At 67.1% G+C, this 19,490-nt stretch carries 22 protein-coding genes; 5 read left to right on the top strand and 17 right to left on the bottom strand.

The genetic code is table 11. The annotated features are described in order from the left end of the window. Positions 1–3,096 carry an error-prone DNA polymerase gene (locus BJP62_RS07185; protein WP_269466104.1) on the top strand — a complete coding sequence of 1,032 codons (3,096 nt, stop codon included), beginning with the start codon at positions 1–3 and terminating at the stop codon, positions 3,094–3,096. Positions 3,097–3,116: 20 nt separating this feature from the next. Here BJP62_RS07185 and BJP62_RS07180 read toward each other — a convergent pair whose 3' ends face one another. The 10 genes from BJP62_RS07180 to BJP62_RS17960 all read right to left on the bottom strand — a co-directional run bounded on the left by BJP62_RS07180 (position 3,117) and on the right by BJP62_RS17960 (position 8,344). Continuing rightward, positions 3,117–3,584 carry a hypothetical protein gene (locus BJP62_RS07180; RefSeq protein ID WP_070528318.1) on the bottom strand — a complete coding sequence of 156 codons (468 nt, stop codon included), beginning with the start codon at positions 3,582–3,584 and terminating at the stop codon, positions 3,117–3,119. Positions 3,585–3,626: 42 nt separating this feature from the next. After that, on the bottom strand, positions 3,627–4,037 hold the full coding sequence (locus tag BJP62_RS07175) for a hypothetical protein (RefSeq protein WP_070528315.1): 411 nt from the start codon (positions 4,035–4,037) through the stop codon (positions 3,627–3,629). Positions 4,038–4,064: 27 nt separating this feature from the next. Then, positions 4,065–4,652, bottom strand: coding sequence for a hypothetical protein (locus BJP62_RS07170; protein ID WP_070528312.1), 588 nt, complete (start codon positions 4,650–4,652; stop codon positions 4,065–4,067). A gap of 28 nt (positions 4,653–4,680) precedes the next feature. Beyond that, positions 4,681–4,899 carry a hypothetical protein gene (locus tag BJP62_RS07165; RefSeq protein ID WP_070528311.1) on the bottom strand — a complete coding sequence of 73 codons (219 nt, stop codon included), beginning with the start codon at positions 4,897–4,899 and terminating at the stop codon, positions 4,681–4,683. 13 nt (positions 4,900–4,912) lie between these two features. Beyond that, a complete protein-coding gene (locus BJP62_RS07160) occupies positions 4,913–5,656 on the bottom strand; it encodes a hypothetical protein (RefSeq protein WP_145927143.1) in 744 nt (247 codons plus the stop codon). 18 nt (positions 5,657–5,674) lie between these two features. After that, on the bottom strand, positions 5,675–6,307 hold the full coding sequence (locus BJP62_RS07155; protein WP_070528305.1) for a hypothetical protein: 633 nt from the start codon (positions 6,305–6,307) through the stop codon (positions 5,675–5,677). A 47-nt stretch (positions 6,308–6,354) separates the two neighbouring features. After that, positions 6,355–6,651, bottom strand: a complete 297-nt coding sequence (locus tag BJP62_RS07150) for a hypothetical protein (protein ID WP_070528303.1) — start codon at positions 6,649–6,651, stop codon at positions 6,355–6,357. A gap of 46 nt (positions 6,652–6,697) precedes the next feature. Further along, positions 6,698–7,489 (bottom strand): hypothetical protein, encoded by a 792-nt coding sequence (locus BJP62_RS07145; protein ID WP_070528300.1) that lies wholly within the window; start codon positions 7,487–7,489, stop codon positions 6,698–6,700. A 62-nt stretch (positions 7,490–7,551) separates the two neighbouring features. Continuing rightward, complete coding sequence (locus tag BJP62_RS07140) at positions 7,552–7,938, bottom strand: hypothetical protein (protein ID WP_070528298.1); 387 nt, start codon at positions 7,936–7,938, stop codon at positions 7,552–7,554. Further along, positions 7,880–8,344, bottom strand: coding sequence for a helix-turn-helix domain-containing protein (locus BJP62_RS17960; protein WP_083300766.1), 465 nt, complete (start codon positions 8,342–8,344; stop codon positions 7,880–7,882). Before BJP62_RS17960 ends, BJP62_RS07140 begins: the two co-directional genes overlap by 59 nt. A 230-nt stretch (positions 8,345–8,574) precedes the next feature. Here BJP62_RS17960 and BJP62_RS07135 point away from each other — a divergent pair, with 230 nt between their 5' ends. Both BJP62_RS07135 and BJP62_RS07130 read left to right on the top strand, forming a co-directional pair. Then, entirely contained in the window at positions 8,575–9,360 is a 786-nt protein-coding gene (locus tag BJP62_RS07135) for a transcriptional regulator (protein WP_145927142.1), read from the top strand. After that, positions 9,357–9,848, top strand: a complete 492-nt coding sequence (locus tag BJP62_RS07130; protein WP_070528294.1) for a hypothetical protein — start codon at positions 9,357–9,359, stop codon at positions 9,846–9,848. The genes BJP62_RS07135 and BJP62_RS07130 overlap by 4 nt, the downstream gene beginning before the upstream one ends. Here BJP62_RS07130 and BJP62_RS19175 read toward each other — a convergent pair. Then, positions 9,842–9,964: a hypothetical protein gene (locus BJP62_RS19175; protein WP_257785855.1), complete on the bottom strand. Its 123-nt coding sequence runs from the start codon at positions 9,962–9,964 to the stop codon at positions 9,842–9,844. The genes BJP62_RS07130 and BJP62_RS19175 overlap by 7 nt on opposite strands. Before the next feature lie 34 nt (positions 9,965–9,998). Beyond that, positions 9,999–10,871, bottom strand: coding sequence for an AraC family transcriptional regulator (locus tag BJP62_RS07125; RefSeq protein ID WP_145927141.1), 873 nt, complete (start codon positions 10,869–10,871; stop codon positions 9,999–10,001). A 123-nt stretch (positions 10,872–10,994) separates the two neighbouring features. Here BJP62_RS07125 and BJP62_RS07120 point away from each other — a divergent pair, with 123 nt between their 5' ends. Together BJP62_RS07120 and BJP62_RS07115 are read left to right on the top strand one after the other, a co-directional pair. After that, complete coding sequence (locus BJP62_RS07120) at positions 10,995–11,636, top strand: protoglobin domain-containing protein (protein ID WP_205700978.1); 642 nt, start codon at positions 10,995–10,997, stop codon at positions 11,634–11,636. A gap of 1 nt (position 11,637) precedes the next feature. Then, entirely contained in the window at positions 11,638–11,859 is a 222-nt protein-coding gene (locus BJP62_RS07115) for a hypothetical protein (RefSeq protein WP_070528292.1), read from the top strand. Between the two features lie 144 nt (positions 11,860–12,003). Here the strand turns inward: BJP62_RS07115 and BJP62_RS07110 are convergent, their stop codons facing one another. From BJP62_RS07110 to BJP62_RS07090, 5 genes are all read right to left on the bottom strand, one after another. Beyond that, the gene (locus BJP62_RS07110) at positions 12,004–15,114 is read right to left on the bottom strand and encodes an efflux RND transporter permease subunit (protein WP_070528291.1); all 3,111 of its coding nucleotides are present in this window, start codon (positions 15,112–15,114) and stop codon (positions 12,004–12,006) included. 11 nt (positions 15,115–15,125) lie between these two features. Continuing rightward, positions 15,126–16,379: an efflux RND transporter periplasmic adaptor subunit gene (locus tag BJP62_RS07105; RefSeq protein ID WP_070528288.1), complete on the bottom strand. Its 1,254-nt coding sequence runs from the start codon at positions 16,377–16,379 to the stop codon at positions 15,126–15,128. 81 nt (positions 16,380–16,460) lie between these two features. After that, entirely contained in the window at positions 16,461–17,738 is a 1,278-nt protein-coding gene (locus BJP62_RS07100) for a TolC family protein (protein ID WP_145927140.1), read from the bottom strand. Positions 17,739–17,802: 64 nt separating this feature from the next. After that, positions 17,803–18,132: a hypothetical protein gene (locus BJP62_RS07095; protein WP_145927139.1), complete on the bottom strand. Its 330-nt coding sequence runs from the start codon at positions 18,130–18,132 to the stop codon at positions 17,803–17,805. A gap of 183 nt (positions 18,133–18,315) precedes the next feature. Further along, positions 18,316–19,476, bottom strand: a complete 1,161-nt coding sequence (locus BJP62_RS07090; protein ID WP_236943677.1) for a thiamine pyrophosphate-dependent enzyme — start codon at positions 19,474–19,476, stop codon at positions 18,316–18,318. Positions 19,477–19,490: the final 14 nt, after the last annotated feature.

The following is a 19,490-nucleotide window of genomic DNA, read 5'->3' as shown; positions in this document are numbered from 1 at the left end:
ATGGGCGGCATGATCCCGGAGGGCGCGGCCTTGCCCGACTACGCCGAGCTGCACTGCCTGTCGAACTTCTCGTTCCAGCGCGGCGCCTCGCATGCCGAGGAGCTGGTCGAGCGCGCGCGCGACCTCGGCTACGCGGCGCTGGCGATCACCGACGAGTGCTCGCTCGCCGGCATCGTCCGCGCCCACCGCGCGGCCAGGGAGGTCGGGCTGAAGCTGGTCGTCGGCGCCGAGTTTCTGCTCGACGACGGCCTGAAGCTGCTGCTGCTGGCACCGGACAAGCCCGGCTACGGCGATCTGGCCGAGCTGATCACCCGTGGCCGGCGCAATGCCGCCAAGGGCGAATACCGGCTGGGCCGGATGGACGTCGCCGATTTCGCCGGCCGGCTGCTGGCGCTGTGGCTGCCGCCGGCCGATCCCGACCCGGCCGACGGCCGGTGGCTGGCCGGGCACTTTGCCGACCGCTGCTGGATCGCCGCCGAGCTGTTCGCCGGCCCGGACGATGTGGGCAGGCTGGCACAATTGCGCTGGCTGTCCGCGGCAACCGGGCTGCGCTGCGCCGCTGCCGGCGACGTCCACATGCACGCGCGGGCGCGCAAGCCGCTGCAGGACGTGCTGACGGCGATCCGGCTCGGCAAGCCGGTGGCGCGATGCGGGATGGCGCTGCAGCCGAACGCCGAGCGGCACCTGCGCGCCCGGGCGCGGCTGGCGCGGCTGTATCCGGCCGACTGGCTGATGGAGACCGTGGCGATTGCCGCGCGCTGCCGCTTCTCGCTCGACGAGCTGCGTTACGAGTATCCGGACGAGCTGGTGCCGGCCGGGCGCACGCCGGCTGCGCATCTGCGCGCGCTGACCGAGGCCGGGCTGGCGCGGCGTTACCCGGCCGGCGCGCCAGCCAAGGTCGTGGCACAGATCGACACCGAGCTCGCGCTGGTCGCCCGGATGCAGTACGAGGCCTACTTCCTCACCGTCGAGGACATCGTCGCCTTTGCGCGCAGCCGCGGCATCCTGTGCCAGGGGCGCGGATCGGCGGCCAATTCGGCGGTGTGCTACGCGCTCGGCATCACCGAGGTCGATCCCGAAAGCGGCAATCTGCTGTTCGAGCGCTTTGTGTCCGAGGAACGCGCCGAGCCGCCCGACATCGACGTCGATTTCGAGCACGACCGGCGCGAGGAGGTGATCCAGTACCTGTACGGCAAGTACGGCCGCGACCGCGCGGCGCTGGCGGCGACGGTGATCACCTACCGGACCAAGTCGTCGCTGCGGGACGTCGGCCGCGCGCTCGGCCTGTCGGAGGACCAGCTCGACCGGCTGACGCGCTCGCTCGCGTGGTGGGACGACCGGCGCGCGCTGGCGCAGCGGATGATCGAGGTCGGCCTCGATCCGGACAGCCTGCCGGTGCAGCAGTTGCTGCAGCTCACCGCGACGCTGCGCGGTTTTCCGCGGCACCTGTCGCAGCACGTCGGCGGCTTCGTCATCGCGCGCGGGCCGCTCTCGCGGCTGGTGCCGATCGAGAATGCGGCGATGGCCGACCGCACCGTGATCGAGTGGGACAAGGACGACCTCGACGCGGTCGGGCTGCTCAAGGTCGACGTGCTGGCGCTCGGGATGCTCTCGGCGCTGCGGCGCACGCTGCAGCTGGTGTCGGCGCTGCGGCGGACGCCGATGAGCCTGCAGCAGATTCCGCGCGAAGACCCCGAGGTCTACGCAATGCTCAGCCGCGCCGACAGCATCGGCGTGTTCCAGGTCGAAAGCCGGGCGCAGATGAGCATGCTGCCGCGGCTCAGGCCGGAGACATTCTACGATCTGGTGATCGAGGTCGCGATCGTCCGGCCGGGACCGATCCAGGGCGGCATGGTCCACCCGTATCTGCGGCGCAAGCAGAAACTGGAAAAGGCGACATACCCGAGCGACGCGATCCGGGGCGTGCTCGAACGCACGCTGGGCGTGCCGATCTTCCAGGAGCAGGTGATGCAGATCGCCGTCGTCGCAGCCGGCTACTCGCCGGGCGAGGCCGACCAGCTGCGCCGGTCGATGGCGGCGTGGCGACGCACCGGCAAGCTCGAGCAGCATCGCGAGCGCCTGATCGCCGGCATGCTCGGCAACGGCTACGAACTCGATTTTGCCGAGCGCATCTTCCGGCAGATCGAGGGCTTCGCCGAATACGGCTTCCCCGAGTCGCACGCGGCGAGCTTCGCGATCCTCGTCTACGCATCGGCGTGGCTCAAGCGTTACGAGCCGGCGGCGTTCTGCTGCGGGCTGCTCAACGCGCTGCCGATGGGTTTCTACTCGGCGTCGCAGCTGATCCAGGACGCGCGCCGGCATGGCGTCGAGGTCCGGCCGGTCGAGATCGGCCACAGCGACTGGGACTGCACGCTGGAACCGGGGCACGGGCCGCAAGCGGCGGTGCGCCTCGGCTTGCGGCAGGTCAAGGGGCTGGGCGAAGACGCCGGCCGGCGCATCGTCGCGGCCCGGCCGGCCGGCGGCTACGGTTCGGTCGACCAGCTGTTGCGGCTGAGCGGCGCCGACCCGCGCACGCTGGCGGCGCTGACCGAATCCGACGCGCTGGCCGCGCTCGCCGGCCACCGCCGCGAAGCGTGGTGGCAGGTCAGCGGCGCCGGGCAGCAGCAGGATCTGGCGCTGGCCGAGCCCGACGACGTACCGGCGCTGCCACCGTTGTCGCTGGGCAAGAACATCGTCGCCGACTACCGGGCAACCGGCCTGAGCCTGCGCGCGCACCCGCTGAGCCTGCTGCGCGCGCCACTGCGGAAGGAGCGGCTGCTGACCGCCGCCGAACTTGCCGGGCTGCCTGCCGGCATGCCGGCACGCGCCTGCGGCCTTGTCGTCGGCCGGCAGCGGCCGGGCACGGCGAGCGGCGTGGTCTTCGTCACGCTCGAGGACGAGACCGGCAACGTCAACGTGATCGTCTGGTCCGATCTGGCCGAACGGCAGCGACGCGAGCTGCTCGGTGCGCAGCTGCTGGCGGTGTACGGCGTGGTGCAGCGCGAAGGCGAGGTTGTGCACCTGCTGGCGAAAAGGCTGGCCGACAAGAGCGGGCTGCTGGGCGAGTTGCGGGTGAATAGCCGCGACTTCCATTGAGTCGCGGCGGTGCCGGGGGCTCAGTACAGCGAGACGACGCGGCCGTTGCGTACCCGCATCGTCACGTATTTGTGCGCACTGGCGTTGTACCAGCGGTGGCCGCCGATGTTCTCGAAGCCGCTTTGTGCCAGCGCGTCTTCGACGAGCGAACTTTTCTGTCCGATCATCGAATCGAGCATTTCGCGCTTCCGGCTGTCGTCGTTGGCGTCCTCGCTCGCGGTCTGCCTGCCGGCGTCGAGCGTGCGCCAGTATTTGCGCTTGGCGTCGGTGATATAGGGCGTGCAATCGGCGGCGCCGGTCGGTGTCACGGTGCCGCTGGCGCGTTCTTCGATGGCGCAGGCCCCGGTGTCATGGTTGTAAAGCCGGACGTACTGCGCGTCCGCTTGCACCACGTCGTAGCCGTTGCGGACGAACGATGCGGCGGTTTCGCCGGCCGATGCGTGGCCGGTGGCGAACAGGGCGAGCAGGAGGAGGGCGGTTCTGGTCATGGCGGATACTCCTTGAGTGATGCAGGTTGAATGAAGCGGAAATCAGCGCCGCCAGCGGGCAGCCAGCGCGTGGGCCAGCCACATGACGATGAGGATCGGCAGCGGCGAAATCATCAGCAGCAGGCCAAGGCCGATGTTGGCGCCGCCCCCGGCGTGGAAGAGGCCGTCGTAGTAGTAGCAAGCCCAGAGCAGTGCCGAGCAGGCGAAACCGGTGCGCCAGGCCAGACCGGCTGCGGGGTCGTCGTCGGCCCAGGACCGCCAGTGCGCCAGCAGCCAGAACAGCCCGAAGGGCAGGAACACCAGCAGCGTGCGAACGAGCCGCGGACCCGCGTCGTCGGCGCTGCCGAAGCCACGGCCCGTCACGAGGCCGAAAAGCCATTCGCCAATCCAGATGACCAGCACGGCGTAGACCGTGGCGGCCGCCAGACGGTCGGCCTGGGTGTTCAGGTGCATGGTTTTCTCCCGGTCCGGCCGGTGCACTTAGTGGCGCGAGGCGCAGGCGTCGTGGCGGGCGTTGCCGATCTGGCCGATCTGGCGATGGCCCTTCAGCTGGACATCGGCGCAGCTGCCGGTTTCGTCGTTCCACCACAGCTGGCGGGCCTCGAGCGCGCTCGAGTACACCAGCCGGTAGCCGCGCTGCTGCATTTCGCGCTGGGCGAATTCGAGCCCCTGACCATCGAGATCGGCCAGTTCGGTCGCGGCGTCGACGTACCGGCGACCGTCGTGGTGGCCGTGCGGCGCATCGGCCCGGTTCTGCGCCGCGAGTTCGTGCATCCGGCATTCGCGTGGCGAGGCATTGCCCACGCCGCCGATCTTGCGGTTGTTTTCAAGTCCGATCCGGGCACAGGTTTCGGTGGCGTCGTTCCACCAGCGCTGCATGCCGTCGGGCGAGTCCGAAGAAACGAGCCGGTAGCCGCGCTGCTGCAGCGTGCGCTGGGCAAAATCGACCCCCTGATAACTGATGTCGGCCAGGTCGACCGAGGCGTTGCCGGCCAGGGCCGGTGCGGCGCCCAGTGCGGCGCCCAGTACGGCGGCGGTGGCAAGGCCGAGGACGATGCGGGTGCTCATGATGGTTTCCTTTGCAGGTGGGGCCGGCTCAGCCGCCGATCAGCGTGTGCGGGATCAGGTGCTGCTCGACGCCGTCGATCTCGACCCGCCAGTCGCGGCCCTGCCGTTGCCAGCGCAGGTCGGCATGGTCGTCGCTGGTGAAACGGTTGTTGGCAAAGAACAGCACCCGGAAGGCGCCGGCCCGGCTGGCGCGGGGCAGCCAGATTTCGGTTCGGGTGGTGTGACGGCGAAGCTTGGGCGGTTTCATGGTCTTCTCCGGGCTAGCCGCCCAGCAGGGCGGCGTCGGGAATCAGGTAATGCTCGCGCCCGGCGACGTCGACCAGCCAGTTGTCGTCCTGCCGCCGTGCGCTGACCGGATCACCGTCCCTGTCGCGGAGCGTGTTGCCGGTCAGTTGCAGCACCCGGTAGCGGATCACGCCGCTGTACGCTGGGTTGGCGATCCAGATGTCGGCCTTGCGCTGCCTGAGGTTGCGGACCACGCGAAAGCCGCACTGCCGCTCGAACCCGCTGTGGCCGAGCGTGCAGCCCACGCTGCCACTGGCGTCGTAGCGGGCCGGCCCGGTATCGGCGGGCACGCGCCGGGTGCTGCCGGCATCGGCGTCGGTCAGCGCGATATGCAGCTGGTAGGGCACCGGCCGGCCGGACTGGCGCAAGGCGCCGGCCAGATGGGTGTGGATCGTGTAGCGCCCGTCCTGGGGCACGCGCAGTTCAAGGCGCGGCCCGTCCGTCATGCTGTCGAACACGGGTCTGGCCCGCCCCTGGGCGTGGACGGTGAAGTACACGCCGCTGCTTGCGTGCAGGCTGATGGCCAGCGTGTGGGCCTGCCTGGCGTTGACCACGTAGTCGCGGGTGTCGCCGCCGGCCAGTGTATGGTCGTAATACTCGGACTGCGTCCCCTGGGCGAAGACCACGCGTTGCAGTTGCGGGCCGGAGCGGGCCATCGCCGACGAGGCGGCCAGCGCCGACAGCATCAGCGTCATTGCGGGCAGGCAGGATCTGTTCATGGCATCGGTTCCGCGTGATCAGTTGCACTCGGCCGGATCGACCGTGGTCAGCTTGCTGTAGCGGCCGTTGGCGGTGGTGACTTCGACGCACTGGCCGTTGTTGTGCCAGAGGGTATGGCTCTTGCCGCCGTGCTTGCTGCCGCCGGCCGGCTGGAAGCCGCGCCGCTGCAGCTCGGCTTCGCCGCCTGCCGCACGGGCCCCGACCAGATCCGACAGGTCTACCGTGTTGCCGGCGCCCGCTTTGCCTGCCGCAGGTTGCGGGCCGGTGATGCCGATCGCCAGCGTGTAGGCGCTGGTCTTGCCCGACGAGGCCGCGCCGCCCATCTGGTAGACGCGCACCGTGTAGTTGCCGTCGTGCGGCAGTGTCACGCTGGCGTGGCTGCCGTTGATCGAACCGTTGTACAGGGCGGCATCGCTGTCGGCGGGCAGGATGTTGAAATAGACGTTGGCCGGCCTGAGGTCGACGGCCAGGGTCTGGCCGGCGCGGGCGCCGAGCACGTAGTCGCGGATGTCCTTGCCGGCGATCCGGTGCTGGAACCGGGCCGACGAGCTGCCGCGGGCGAAATGCACGGTCTGGGTCGCGTCGGCGGCGTGTGCGGCAGTGGCCAGCGGCATGGCCAGCGCCAGCGCAATCAGGGTGGTGCGAAGCATGGTGAGTCTCCTTGGCAACGGGCTTGTGCCCGTGCCGGTCGGGGCGGTTAGCGGGGCGGGCGGGGCGAATTGCTGACCAGTGCGATCCGGAATTCGCCGAAGTTGCAGCCGAGCACGAACTTCATCGTCAGGAGCGAGAGCGCCAGCCCGACCACGCTGGCGATCGAGGCCAGGACGAGCTGCGGAATCTCGGTCGACGCACCGGCCTTGCTGAGCACGGTGGCGATCACGATGCCGGCGACGATGCCGAACAGCGCGGACGCGGTCATCGTGAGCACGAGGGCGCGCCAGAAGTACGCCCACCAGACACGGATGACCCTGTGCCAGGTCATTTCCAGTTCCATGGTTTCTCCTTGGGCCGATCGGCCGGGTGATGGTTGAAGCGCCGCCTCAGGCACAGTTGCCGGCATCGACGACGCTGACCCGGTCGTAGCGGCCGTCGCGGGTGACGACCTGCACGCATTCGTTGGCCCGTTCGTTCCACCAGCTCGTGTAGGCGTTGTGCCAGCCCTTGCTGCCGTCGATGTTGCGGAAGCCGCGATTGACCAGATCCGTCTCGGCATACGAGGCGCGCACGCCGACAAGGTCGGAGACGTCGACATAGGCATCCCGATCCCTGCCGTGGCGATGGCGACGGTTGGCGTGCCGGTTGTTGTATTCGTCGATCCCGGCGTTGTAGCCCGAGGTGTAGGCGTCGCCGCCGTTGCTGCTGGACCGGTTGTCCAGCCCGTCCTGATACCCTTGCTGGTAGTCGTTCTGGCCGGACTGATCGTTGTCGTGGCGGTGCTTGTTGTGGTTGTACAGCGCGATGCCGCCGATCAGCGCCGCCGCGCCGGCGGCCAGCGCCAGTGCGGTGCCGTGGCCGGACGTGCTGCCCGCGTACTGCTGGCACTCGTGTGCGACGGTCGGCTGGACCGCGATGTAGCGGGCGTTCTTCACCGACGTGACCAGACAGTCCTTGCTGTCGTCATTCCACCAGCTCACCCAGTTGCGGTCGCTGCCGTTCTCGGTGTGGACCTGCTTGTAGCCGTTGTTCTGCAGGATCTGCTCGGCGGTGTCGGACGACGTGCCGATCAGCGCGCCGGTGTCGATCGCCGGGCTTGCGCCGGCCAGTGCGGGGTTCAGCGCCAGCGCCGAGACCAGCAGGGCGGCGAGCGTGCGTTGGGGCAAGGTAATCGTCATGGCTGTACTCCTTTCAAGTCGGTGTCCGTTCGTGGCCCGGCCGCTGTGCCGGTATCCGGAAATCAGCCGCAGTGGTCGTCTCGGGTATCGCGGATATCGCGCACGTGCCCGTCGTCCGTCCTGAGCCGCACGCACTGGTGTGTGCGGCTGTTGCGCCAGATTTCGACGGCATTGCCGTTGTGCCGGTCCCTGCGGTCGACCATTGCAAAGCCGCGGTTGCGCAATGCCGATTCGGCGGCATGGCCGTCGTCGCCGGCGAGATCCTGGACATTGACCGGCTGGGTGGCCTGGCCGTCCTGATGATCGCGGTGCTTGCCGGCGTAATAGCCGACGGCGCCCGCTGCGGTCAGCGCCGCGGCCCCCAGGGCCAGATTCCGGGTATCGGTGCTTTCACAGCCGGCCAATAGCAGGCTGGCAATCAAGCCGCCGGTCAGCAGCGTGCGTTTCATGGTGTGTTCCTTTGAATGAAGCGGATTCATCCGGATTGCAGAACGTCGCGCTTTCCGGAATGCCGATGATGTCCAGGCCCGAAAGTGCGGATTCAAATCGGTAGCCAAAACCGTCTAGCGTTTTCAGACAGCGGCATTCGGGGTCGGCATTGGCCAGTCGCCGGCGGATTTGCGCTATCGCCGCACTCAGCAAGGCCGCACCATTCCCGTGGCCGGCAAAGACCAGCGCCTGCAGGTATTCGCGGGAGAACGGCCGGCCGTCATGCTGCGCAAGGTGGCGCAGCAGGGTGCATTCGCGCCGCCCCATCCGGATGCCGCAAGGCTGCGGCCGCCCGCTGGCGACGCTGTGCGTCAGCCCCGTGTCGAGGTCGATGTAAAACTGCCGTGCCCAGTGGAGGATCAACATGCCGTGTGCCCTGCCGTCCGCATCATGATCGGCGGTGTTTGCGGAAGTCGTCTGTCGGTGCCGATGACCCGACTCTGGCGATGGATGCCAGCCGGGTAAACATATTAAAAATTATTAAAACTAATAAAAAAGAATGGCTTATCAGCGGTTTGACGCTGAAATGGCTTGGGTTATGATGTTGACACCCACCGCAGCGGCGATTCCGCCATGCCGAATCCTCCCCCGTGAATTTGCACACCAAGGAAATGAGCGTGCCCACGACCCGTTTTATCTTCGGAACGTTCGTGTTCCAGCCCGAGCTTCGCTACCTGAGCCGCCAGTCGGGCGACGGACCGGCGTCGCGCGTCCGGCTGGCCGGTGCCGAGGCGGCGATCCTGGCGCACCTGCTGACGCACCCGGACGAGGTCTGCAGCAAGGACGATCTGCTGGCGATCGGCTGGCAGGGGCGTCAGGTCAGCACCAATTCGCTGCCGGTGGCCATCGGCAATTTGCGCCGGCATTTGCACATGGCGCCGTATGAAGTCGAAATCCGCAATCTGCCGCGCCAGGGCTATTTGCTGAATGCCCTGGTGGCAGTGAGCATCGAACGGCAATTGCCGGCCGCGGCCGATGCTCCGGCCGGAATCGATACTGCGCCGCAAGCCGGTGCGGGAACGGATGAATTGGCCGAATCGACCAAGTCAATCGAGCCGGCCGAATCGGCCGCACCCGCCGATTTGCCGCCGCCAGCGGCATTGTTGCCGGTGGCGCGGCAATCGAAACCTGCGCCCTCACGGTGGCTGCAGCGGCTGTGGCTTCTCAATATCGTGATCGTTACCGGCGGTATTGCGCTGGCGCTGGTCAGTTATCACGAATGGATCGATATCCGCTGCCGGAGCGATCGGCAGGGCACGGTGTGCGAGGTGGCCGACCGGGCCAATCCCGACGTTGCGCTGCCGGCGCAACGGCAGGGCAAGCTGGTGCTGGTGTCCGGCGCCTATGTACAGGTTGTCGACGCGGAAAAGACGGAACAATGAAAAAGCGCCATCTGTTACTGCTGATTCTGCCCGCCGCGCTGGTCATGGCTTCCGGCTTCGTCGTCGTCAACAGCCTGGGCTGCAATTACGAACTCACGCTCAACCACCGCGATCTGCGCTATTACGGCGTCTGCCGCTGGGGCATGGTGAACTTCCTCGAATCGGACGAGCGCACCGGCTCGAAATGGTCGGTGTCGGCTTTCCAGATTTCGCTGGCCGACCAGCTGCTGTTCGTGATCCGCGAACGGCGGCAACTGCGCGAGGGCCGTGGCGACGTGCAGCTGCTCGACAACTACAACCAGTCGCAGAGCGTATACCGGCTGGTCAACTACGCATGGATGCCGGTCGACCGGAAGCGGATCGCCATGTTCCAGGTCGCGCCACATCACGACGTGTGGATCGCCGAGCGCGAGGGGCCGATGGACCTGATGGACGCCCTGTATCCGCGGCCCGCGCCGGCGTGGCCCGGCCGGGCGGGCGCTCAGTAGATCGTCCGCGTCTGCGGCCTGAGCGCCGCGGCGATGTCGCCGGCCAGTGCCCCGGCATCGGCAAGCGCCAGGGTAGCCAGATGCCGGGCCGTCGCGGTTTCCGGCAGCCTCTGCACCGAGCTCGGTTGACAAGATCGTCGGGCAGGCGCCTCAGGCTCGTGACGTGGCGTCCCGCAGCCAGTCGCGCGGGGAGGCGCCGAACTTCTGCTTGAACGCCTTCGAGAACGCCGATGCGCCGCTGTAGCCGAGTGCGTCGGCGATCACCTTGATCGGCCGGCCGGCGCGCAGCTCGCCGACGGCGAGGCTCAGGCGCCAGTCGCTCAGGTAGCAGGCCGGCGTCAGGCCGGTGGCGTGCTTGAAGCCGGCGGCAAACGCGGCGCGGGACATTCCGGCCTTCGCGGCCATATGCGCCAGCGTCCAGTCGTCGCCGGGGCATTCGTGGAGGGCGACCAGCGCCCTTGCCAGCCGCGGATCGGCCATCCCGGTGAACAGCCCGGGGGCGAGGCCGGCAGCATCGGGATGATCGATCAGCCAGCGCAGCAACTGGATCAGCACGACCTCGAACAGCCGGTCGGCCAGCAGGCGCGAGCCGCAGCGCCGGGTATCGGTCTCGGCGAACAGCAGCGCCAGCGCCTGCTCGAGCCCGGCAACCTGCCGCAGCGGCAGCACGACCAGCGGCGGCAGCGCCCGGACCAGCGGATTGTGCTCGTCGCCGTCGAAGCGCAGCGTCGCGCAGGAGAAGTCCGAGCCCTCGGCCGGCGGGTTGTGGAAGGCATGGGTGACCGCACGCGGATAGAACAGCAGCGTCGGCTCGTTCACGACAAGGCGCGGCGGCAGACCGTCGTCACCGTGATGGATGACCTCCATTTCGCCGCGCCGCAGCACGTGCAGGAAAGCCCGGCCCGGCTGCCGCTCGAACAGGCTGACGCCGCAGAGCGCCCCGGTGTGGAACAGCTGCGCATGCACGCGGAAGCGGTCGAGCAGGGGCGACAGGCGATCGATGGCGGAAAGGTCATTCGGCATGTCTGGACGATAGGACATGTTTTGTCGACTGTAAAACATTCACCGTATCGGCGGATCGGGCACAGTGAATACAGCCGCGGTGCGCGGCGGCGTCTCCCCCCGACTTCCTGAAGGAGTGCAACCATGCGGTTGATGAAACCGATCCTGCCCGCGCTGACGCTGGGCGTGACACCGGCCGGGGCCGCGGTTCCCGGCTACACCTACGGCCAGCCGTCCGTGGCCCGGGCGCCGTACTCGCTCGACGATCTGGCGGCACTGCAGAAGGTGCTGCTGTTCGGCGACGACGACATCCGGGCATTGCGGCAAAGCGCCCCCATCCTGGCCGACCAGACCGATGCGATTCTCGACGTCTGGTACGGCTTCGTCGCATCGACGCCCGAGCTGCTGGTGTTCTTCGGCAATGCGCGGACCGGCGAACCCGATGCCGGCTACCTGGCCGCGGTTCGCCAGCGCTTTGCCCGCTGGATTCTCGACACCGCCGGCGCGCAGTACGACCAGGCCTGGCTCGACTACCAGTACGAAATCGGCCTCAGGCACAGCAGGATCAAGAAAAACCGGACCGACGGGGTGGACAGCACCGCGCAGGTCAATTTCCGCTATATCCCGGCGCTGACGATCCCGATCACCACGACGCTCAAGCCCTTCCTCGCCAGCAAGGGTGCTTCGGTGGCCGACGTCGAGAACATGCATGCTGCATGGGTCAAGTCGGTGCTGCTGCAGGCGATCCTGTGGAGCGAACCCTATGTCCGCGACGGGGCGTTCTGACATGGCGGCGAAGCTGTTCCACGACGGCTGCGCGATCTGCCTGTCGATTGCCGCGGTGTTCGAATCGCTCGGGGCCGGCGTCGAGATCGTCGATCTCGGCCTCGACCGGCGGCGTGCCGCCGAGGCGCTTGCGCTGGGCGTGACCCGGCTGCCGTCGCTCGTCGTCGACGGCAAGGTGATGAAGATCGACGACCACTCGCCGATCGGGCACGTACTCGCCTAGCGGCGTGCCGGCGCCGTACCCGCCGGGGCAGAAAAAAACGCGGCATCGGGCCGCGTTTTTTTCTGGTGCCGGGTAGAGCGTGGACACCCGCTGCACCCGGGCAGGCGGCAGCAGCACGGTCGTGCCGCTGCCTTGCCCGGACGATCAGTTCTCCCGGCGATACGCCCACCGGTACAGTGCCGGCAGCACCAGCAGCGTCAGCAGCGTCGACGACAGGATGCCGCCGATGACGACGGTCGCCAGCGGCCGCTGGACCTCGGCACCGGTACCGGTCGCCAGCGCCATCGGCACGAAGCCCAGCGAGGCCACCAGCGCCGTCATCAGCACCGGGCGCAGCCGCGTCAGCGCGCCTTGCCGGACCGCCGTCAGCACGTCGAGGCCGTCGTCCCGGAGCTTGTTGATGAAGGTGATCATCACCAGGCCGTTGAGCACCGCGACCCCGGAGAGCGCGATGAAGCCGACCCCGGCCGAGATCGACAAGGGAATGTCGCGCAGCCACAGCGCCATCACGCCACCGGTCAGCGCGAACGGCACGCCGGTAAACACCAAGAGGCCGTCGCGCACATTGCCGAAGGTGGCGAACAGCAGGCCGAACACGAGCAGGAGCGAGATCGGTACCACGATCTGCAGCCGCTGCGAGGCCGATTGCAGCTGTTCGAACTGCCCGCCCCAGCTGGTCCAGTAGCCGCTCGGCAACTTGACCTTCTGGTCGATGGCGCCCATCGCCTCGTTGACGAAGCCACCCAGATCCCGCCCGCGGACGTTCGCGGTCACGACGATGCGGCGCTTGCCGTTTTCGCGGCTGATCTGGTTCGGCCCCTGCGAGGTCACGACGCTGGCCACTTCCGACAGCGGGACGAAGCCGGCGCCGTCCGGCAGCGGAATCGGCAGCCGGCGTACCGCTTCAACGTCGCCGCGCAGGCTTTCGGGCAGCCGGACCATGATGTCGAAGCGCCGGTCGCCTTCGAACAGCACGCCGGCCGCCTTGCCGCCGACCGCGGCTTCGACCACGTCCTGCACGGCCTGCATCGACAGGCCGTAACGCGCCAGCCGGGCACGGTCGATGTCGACGGTCAGCAAGGGCAGGCCGGTGACCTGTTCGACCTTGACGTCGGCCGAGCCCGATACGCCGCGCAAGGCGCTTGCGATGTCATTGCCGGCTGCCAGCAGCTTGTCCATGTCGTCGCCGAACACCTTGACCGCGACATCGCCGCGCACGCCGGAAATCAGCTCGTTGAAGCGCATCTGGATCGGCTGGCTGAACTCGTAGTTGCTGCCGGGAATTTCCTCGACGACCTTTTCCAGCTCCTGCTTCACCTCGGCCAGGCTGCGCTTCGGCTTGGGCCATTCGCTTTCCGGCTTGAAGATCACGAAGGTGTCGGCCACCGACGGCGGCATCGGGTCGGTGGCCACTTCCGCGGTACCGATCTTGGCGTAGACGAGCTTGACTTCGGGCACCTGCCTGATGCGCTTTTCCAGCTGCGACTGGAGCAGCAGCGACTGCGCCAGGCTGGTGCCGGGGATGCGCATCGCGTGCAGCGCCACATCGCCCTCGGACAGGCTCGGTACGAACTCGCTGCCCATGCGGCTGGCGACGACGCCGGTGAGGACGATGGACGCGGCGGCAATGCCGAACACCACGTTGCGCTTGGCCAGACTCCAGTCCAGCAGCGGCAGGTAGCCGCGGCTGGCCGCACGCATGACCGGGTTCTCCTTCTCGGCGATCTTGCCGTTCAGCAGCAGCGCAACCGCGGCCGGGACGAAAGTGACGGACAGCAGCATGGCGCCGATCAGCGCAATCACCACGGTGAAGGCCATCGGGTGGAACATCTTGCCCTCGACACCGCTGAGCGCAAAGATCGGCAGGTAGACGACCATGATGATCAGCTGGCCGTACATCAGCGCCCGGCGAGCTTCCTTCGACGCATCGAACACCGTGTGGAAGCGTTCGCTGCGGGTCAGCACCCGGCCGTGGCGCTGCTGTTCCTCGGCGAGCCGGCGGATGCAGTTCTCGACGATCACCACCGCGCCGTCGACGATGATCCCGAAGTCGAGCGCCCCCAGGCTCATCAGGTTGGCGCTGACCCTGTTGGTGTACATCCCGGTGAGCGTAAAGAGCATGGACAAGGGGATGACCAGCGCCGTGATCAGTGCCGCGCGGATGTTGCCGAGAAAGAGGAACAGGATGACGATGACCAGCACCGCGCCTTCGAGCAGGTTCTTCTTGACCGTATCGATGGCCCGGTCGACGAGCTCGGTCCGGTCGTAGACGGTCTTGGCCTCGACGCCCGGCGGCAGCGTCCTGTTGATTTCCGCCATCTTGCTGCCGACCGCGGCGGCCACGGCGCGGCTGTTCTCGCCCATCAGCATGAACACCGTGCCCAGCACGACTTCCTCGCCGTTCTCGGTCGCCGCACCGGTGCGCAGCTCCTTGCCCAGACCCACCGCGGCCACGTCGCGGATGTAAACCGGCGTGCCGTCACGCGAGCCGATCACGATGCGCTCGACGTCGTCGAGCGTGGCGACCTGGCCGGGCGCGCGGACCAGGTACTGCTCACCGTTGCGCTCGATGTAGCCGGCGCCGACATTGCCGTTGTTCTCGGCCAGCGCGGCGACGATGTGCTGGAACGTCAGGCCGTAGGCCACCAGCTTCGCCGGATCGGGGGTAACGTGCACCTCCTTGGCGTAGCCGCCGATGGTGTTGACCTCGGTGACCCCGGCCACGTTGCGCAGCTGCGGCTTGATGATCCAGTCCTGGATCGTGCGCAAGTCGGTCGCGGTATAGGCCGAACCGTCCTCCTTTTTGGCGCCGGGCTTGGGCTCGACGGTCCACATGAAGATTTCGCCCAGACCCGTCGAGATCGGGCCGAGCGTCGGCGTCAGGCCGGGGGGCAGCTTTTCCTTGGCCTCCTGCAGCCGTTCGCTGATCAACTGCCGGGCAAAGTAGATGTCGGTGCCTTCCTTGAAGATCACCGTCACCTGCGACAGGCCGTAGCGGGACAGCGAACGGGTCTGCTCCAGATTCGGCAGCCCGGCCATCACGCTCTCGAGCGGAAAGGTGACGCGCTGCTCGGCTTCGAGCGGCGAATAGCCCGGCGCCTCGGTGTTGATCTGGACCTGAACGTTGGTGATGTCGGGAACGGCGTCGATCGGCAGCTTCTGGTAGCTGTAGACCCCGAGCAGGGCCATGGCGAACACGCCGATCAGCACCACCCAGCGATGCTCGATGGCAAATCGCAATATGCGGTCAAACATGGTCGGTCCCCTTAGTGGCTGTGCTCGGCCGTCGCCTTGCCGAGTTCGGCCTTGACGACGAAGCTGTTGGCTGCGGCATAGCGCTCGCCGGGCTTGATCCCGCTGCGGACCTCGACCAGCGCGCCGGTCTGGCGACCCAGTTCCACCGGGCGCGGTTCGAAGCGTTCCCCTTCGCGGACGAAGACGACGCGCTTGCCCTCGACGGACTGGATGGCATCCGCCTTGACCACGACAGGAATACTGACGCGGCCTTCGGCGACTTCGATGTTGACGAACATCCCCGGGCGCAGCCGGCCGTCGGGGTTCGGCAGTGTCACGCGGGCCGTTGCGGTGCGGGTCTTTTCGCCGACCAGCGCGCCGATGTAGGCGACCTTGCCGGTGGCGGCAACACCGTCTTCCCCGGCCCGGACGCTCACCTGCTGGCCCAGCCGGATCTGCTCGAGGTTCTTGGGGTAGACGGCGAACTCGGCCCAGACGTCGGAGAGGTCCGCAATCTGGAACAGCGTCGCGTCTTCCTTGACCGCCTCGCCCGCGGTCAGGTGTTTCTCGACAACCGTGCCGTTCTGCGGCGCGCGCAATTCATAGCGTGCCAGCGCACGGTTTTCGGTCGGCAGGGCGGCGCCGATCGAGCTCAACCGGTCCCTGCTGCCCTGCAGGGCGATTTCCGCGTCGGCGAGGTCCTTCCGGGCCGCGAGGTAGTCCTGCTCGGCGGTCACCTTGTCCTGCCACAGCTTCTGTTCGCGCTGATAGGTGGTCCGCGCCAACTGGGCCCGCTTCTGCTGGGCCAGATAGTCGCTGCGCCATTCGGCCAGGGTCTGGCTTTCCAGCACGGCCAGCAGCTCGCCACGCTTGACGGTATCGCCAAGATTCCTGTGCACGCTGACGGCGACCGCCGCCAGCCGCGGCGTCACTTCGGTGAGCCGGTCCTGGTTGAACCGCAGCTCGCCCGGCAGCGGAATGGCGTTGCTGAGCTCGGCGGGGCCGGCGGTCTCGAGGACGATGCCGGCCTGCTTGAGGCGGGCTTCCTTCATTTCGACGCCGCCTTCCTCGTGCTCGCTTTCGCCGCCCTCGGCACCATGCGCTTCATTGCCTTCCTTGTGCTCCTTCTTGCCTTCACCTGCAGGCTCGTCCGCATGGTCACCGTGGGCTTCTTCCCCGCTGGCGGCGTGCGACGGTTCGGCCGCCGTACCGCGGAGCACATAGCCGGCCCCGCCGGCAATCGCTGCGCTGAGCAGCGCGATCAATAGGGTTTGCTTGTGTTGCATCGTGTCATTCCTGTGGCACATCCGGCGCAGGCCCGTAGCCGAACCGGATTGCATGTCTGATGTCGTGTTTGAGCGGGCGGCCTACTTGCCGGGCGCGTTGCCGCCGAGTTCGCGCTCGAATTGCGCCGACCGGTCGAGGTATTGCTGCCAGAGCCCGGTGCGCTCCGAACGGGCCGACAGCAGGCTGCGCTGCGCATCGAGCACGTCGATGAAGGCGTAGCGGCCGTAGTCGTAGCCCGTTTGCGCCGCCCGGACGGACGCTTCGGCAGCGGGGATGATTTCGCTTTGGTAAAGGCGCAGCCGTTCGGACAGATCAAGCAGTTCGGCGTGAAGCGTCTGCACCAGCAGCGCCCGTTCCCGCTGCTGTGCCTGCTGTTCGGCCTGGGCCTGCCGCAGCCGGGCTTTGGCTGCGGAAACGCCGCCGCTGTTGCGGTTGAACAGCGGAATGTCGATCGAGACGCCAAACAGGCCGCCCCGCTCGCCGGTGTCCAGCGTTTCCTTGACCCCTGCGGAGAGCTGCAGGTCCGGCCAGCGCTGTGCCCGCTGCAGCCCGAGTTCCGCCGTCGACGCATCCACGCGCAACTGCGCCAGCCGGGTTTGCGGCGACAGCGCGAGCTGCTGCTGCACTTCCGGCCACTGCGGCGGGGCGGGCGGCAATTCGGGCAGTGCGTGCTTGTCCTCCGGCAAGGCTTCCCCGATCAGCAGCTCCAGCCGCCGCTGTGCCAGCAGGTGCTGGCGCTCGGCATGCTTCAGGTCGTTGGCGGCGGCAAGCGCGGGGAGCCTGGCCTTGGTCGCATCGATCGGCGGCACCTTGCCGGCGGCGAGCTTCTTGTCCAGCGCGCGGCTGAATTGCCCCGCGATCTCGTTGCTGGCCTTGGCCTCGCTCAATCTCAACTCGGCCAGCGCAAGTTCATAGAACGCCTTGACCGCCTCGCTGCGCACGTCAACGACGGCCTGACGCATCGCCGTTTCGGCGGTCAAATACTGTGCGGTCGCAACGCGTACGCGCTGGCCCGCCTTGCCACCGAGCTCGATACGCTGGGTCAGCTGGACCGAGCGCGACTCGTCCTCGGTGCCGGTGTCGTCGAAGGTGACGCCCAGTTCAGGGTTCGGCCAGACACCGGCCAGTTCACGCTGGGCCTGGGCATCGTCGATGCCTGCACGGGCGGCAGCGGCTTTTGCCGAATGCCGTTCCGCCTTGTCGGCGATCTCGCTGGCAGGGACCGATGCATTGACATAAAGCGGCGCGGCAAAGGCGGCAAGCGCCCAGCCGATGCCCGCCGCAGTAAAACGCGGGAATTTCATGGCTCTTCTCTGGTTTTTAACAGCCCCGGGAATTGCCCCGCAGGCCTGCGCCAAGTCTTATGGGCGAGCGCAGGCAACGGCCACTGGCGTGGTCGCGGGCAATTCGGCGAATGGGTGATCAGGAAACGAGAAGAGCGGGCCAGTTGGGCTTGTCAGGCCCGGGCAAATGGGGGGGGAGATAGGAGAGGGGAGCCAGTTCCGCCAGGCGGCCCTGTGCATTCAGGAGCTGGAAGGACGCATATGCCGTCGCCTCGAGGCCGGTGTGGCAGCTGGTATGACACGGCTCGAAGAGCTCGAACAGATCAACCGCCGCCGAGGATACCGCCGGCTCATCCGAACCGGCCGGCTCGTGATGCGCATGCACCCCGGTGAACGCCGGCGCTGCCATCGACGTGCCCAATACCTCGCCCCACACCAGATGCAGTGGCAGGATCAGGACGAGCAGCATCAGCAAGCGCCGCATGATTGGCGTGGACCACCTGAAATGAAAACCGGAAAAAGCCTGAAATGACTGCGCGTTCAGGCGCTGGAACGATACCAGAAATTGCCCGAATGCCGGCGCCTGCAATAAAGATTTTTCAATATGGGCATCGGCAGGGTCAGGCAGGGCAAGACCGACATCCCCACTGATTTACGTGGTGCCAATTATCACTTCGACGACATTGGCGCGGCCACTGGCAATGCCGCTCTCAATTGCTGCGGCGATGTCTCGCGACCGCGTTACGCGCCGCGCCGGCAGGCCGAACGATTCGGCCAAAGCCATGTAATCGATCGCAGGGTTGTCGATATCCATGGCAATGAAGCGATTGCTCCTGGCCGAGAGATAGTTCGTCTGGCTCTTCATGAAGTTCTTGAGGACGTTGTACTCGCGGTTGTTCATGACCACAAAGGTGACCGGCAGCATTTCATGCGCAGCGGTCCACATTGCTTGTGGCGAATAGAGCGCGGCACCGTCGCCCACCAGGCAAACGACCGGCTGGCGGCCGAGACCCAGTGAACATCCCACTGCGGCGGGCATGCCCCAGCCCAGCCCTCCGCCACGCAAGAAGGAGTACTGGTTGGGCGAGCTGGAATTGAGAAATTTGCGTACATGACTGGATGTGGCAATAGCTTCATCCACGATGGCTATGTCGGGCCCGATGGCACGCACGGCCTCACGCGCGGCGACGAGCGGGGAAATCACCGGCGCATCCATCGCGGCATCCGCTTCTGTATCCAGCGCTCTTTGTGCGGCTGACCTCTGCCGTGCCGCGTGGTGCAGCTGTGCGGCACGGATTGTGCGTTGGGGAGAAGTGGCTGTGTCCAGCAGCGATTGGAGCATTTGCAAGGATGCCTTGATCTCGCCAACGACAGAGAGTGGTGTCTCATAGGTGCGACCGAGATCGCGCACATCTGCCGATAACTGAAACACCTGGCAGCCGCTTGGAACGGCAGGCCCCTCTGTGTAGAGAATCGTGATCAGCGACTTGCCGCCCAGCGCGAAAATTGCGTCATACGCACCGAGGGTTTCTGCGATGGCGCTGGCTTTGGTGGGCAGGTTGCCGGCCCATAGCGGATGTGAGGTGGCAAAGGGAATGCGAGAAGGCCACGACGAGCCGTATACCGGGGCGCCAAGCGTCTCCGCCAGCCTTGCCACGTCGTCGGCCGCCTGGCTGGCATAGACTTCGTCACCGGCAATGATCGCCAGTTGGCCCGGCGTAATGGCCGCCAGGTAGCCAGCAAGCTCGGGGAGCGATCCGGCAATCGCGCTGCGGTCGATGGTAGAGCATCCGCCAATGCCGACCGCGCTCATTTCCTCCATTACAT

The sequence above is a fragment of the Jeongeupia sp. USM3 genome (assembly GCF_001808185.1).
Classification (GTDB): Bacteria; Pseudomonadota; Gammaproteobacteria; order Burkholderiales; family Chitinibacteraceae; genus Jeongeupia.
Note: the sequence above shows the minus strand (reverse complement) of the source record. Positions and strands in the feature narration are given on the sequence as shown.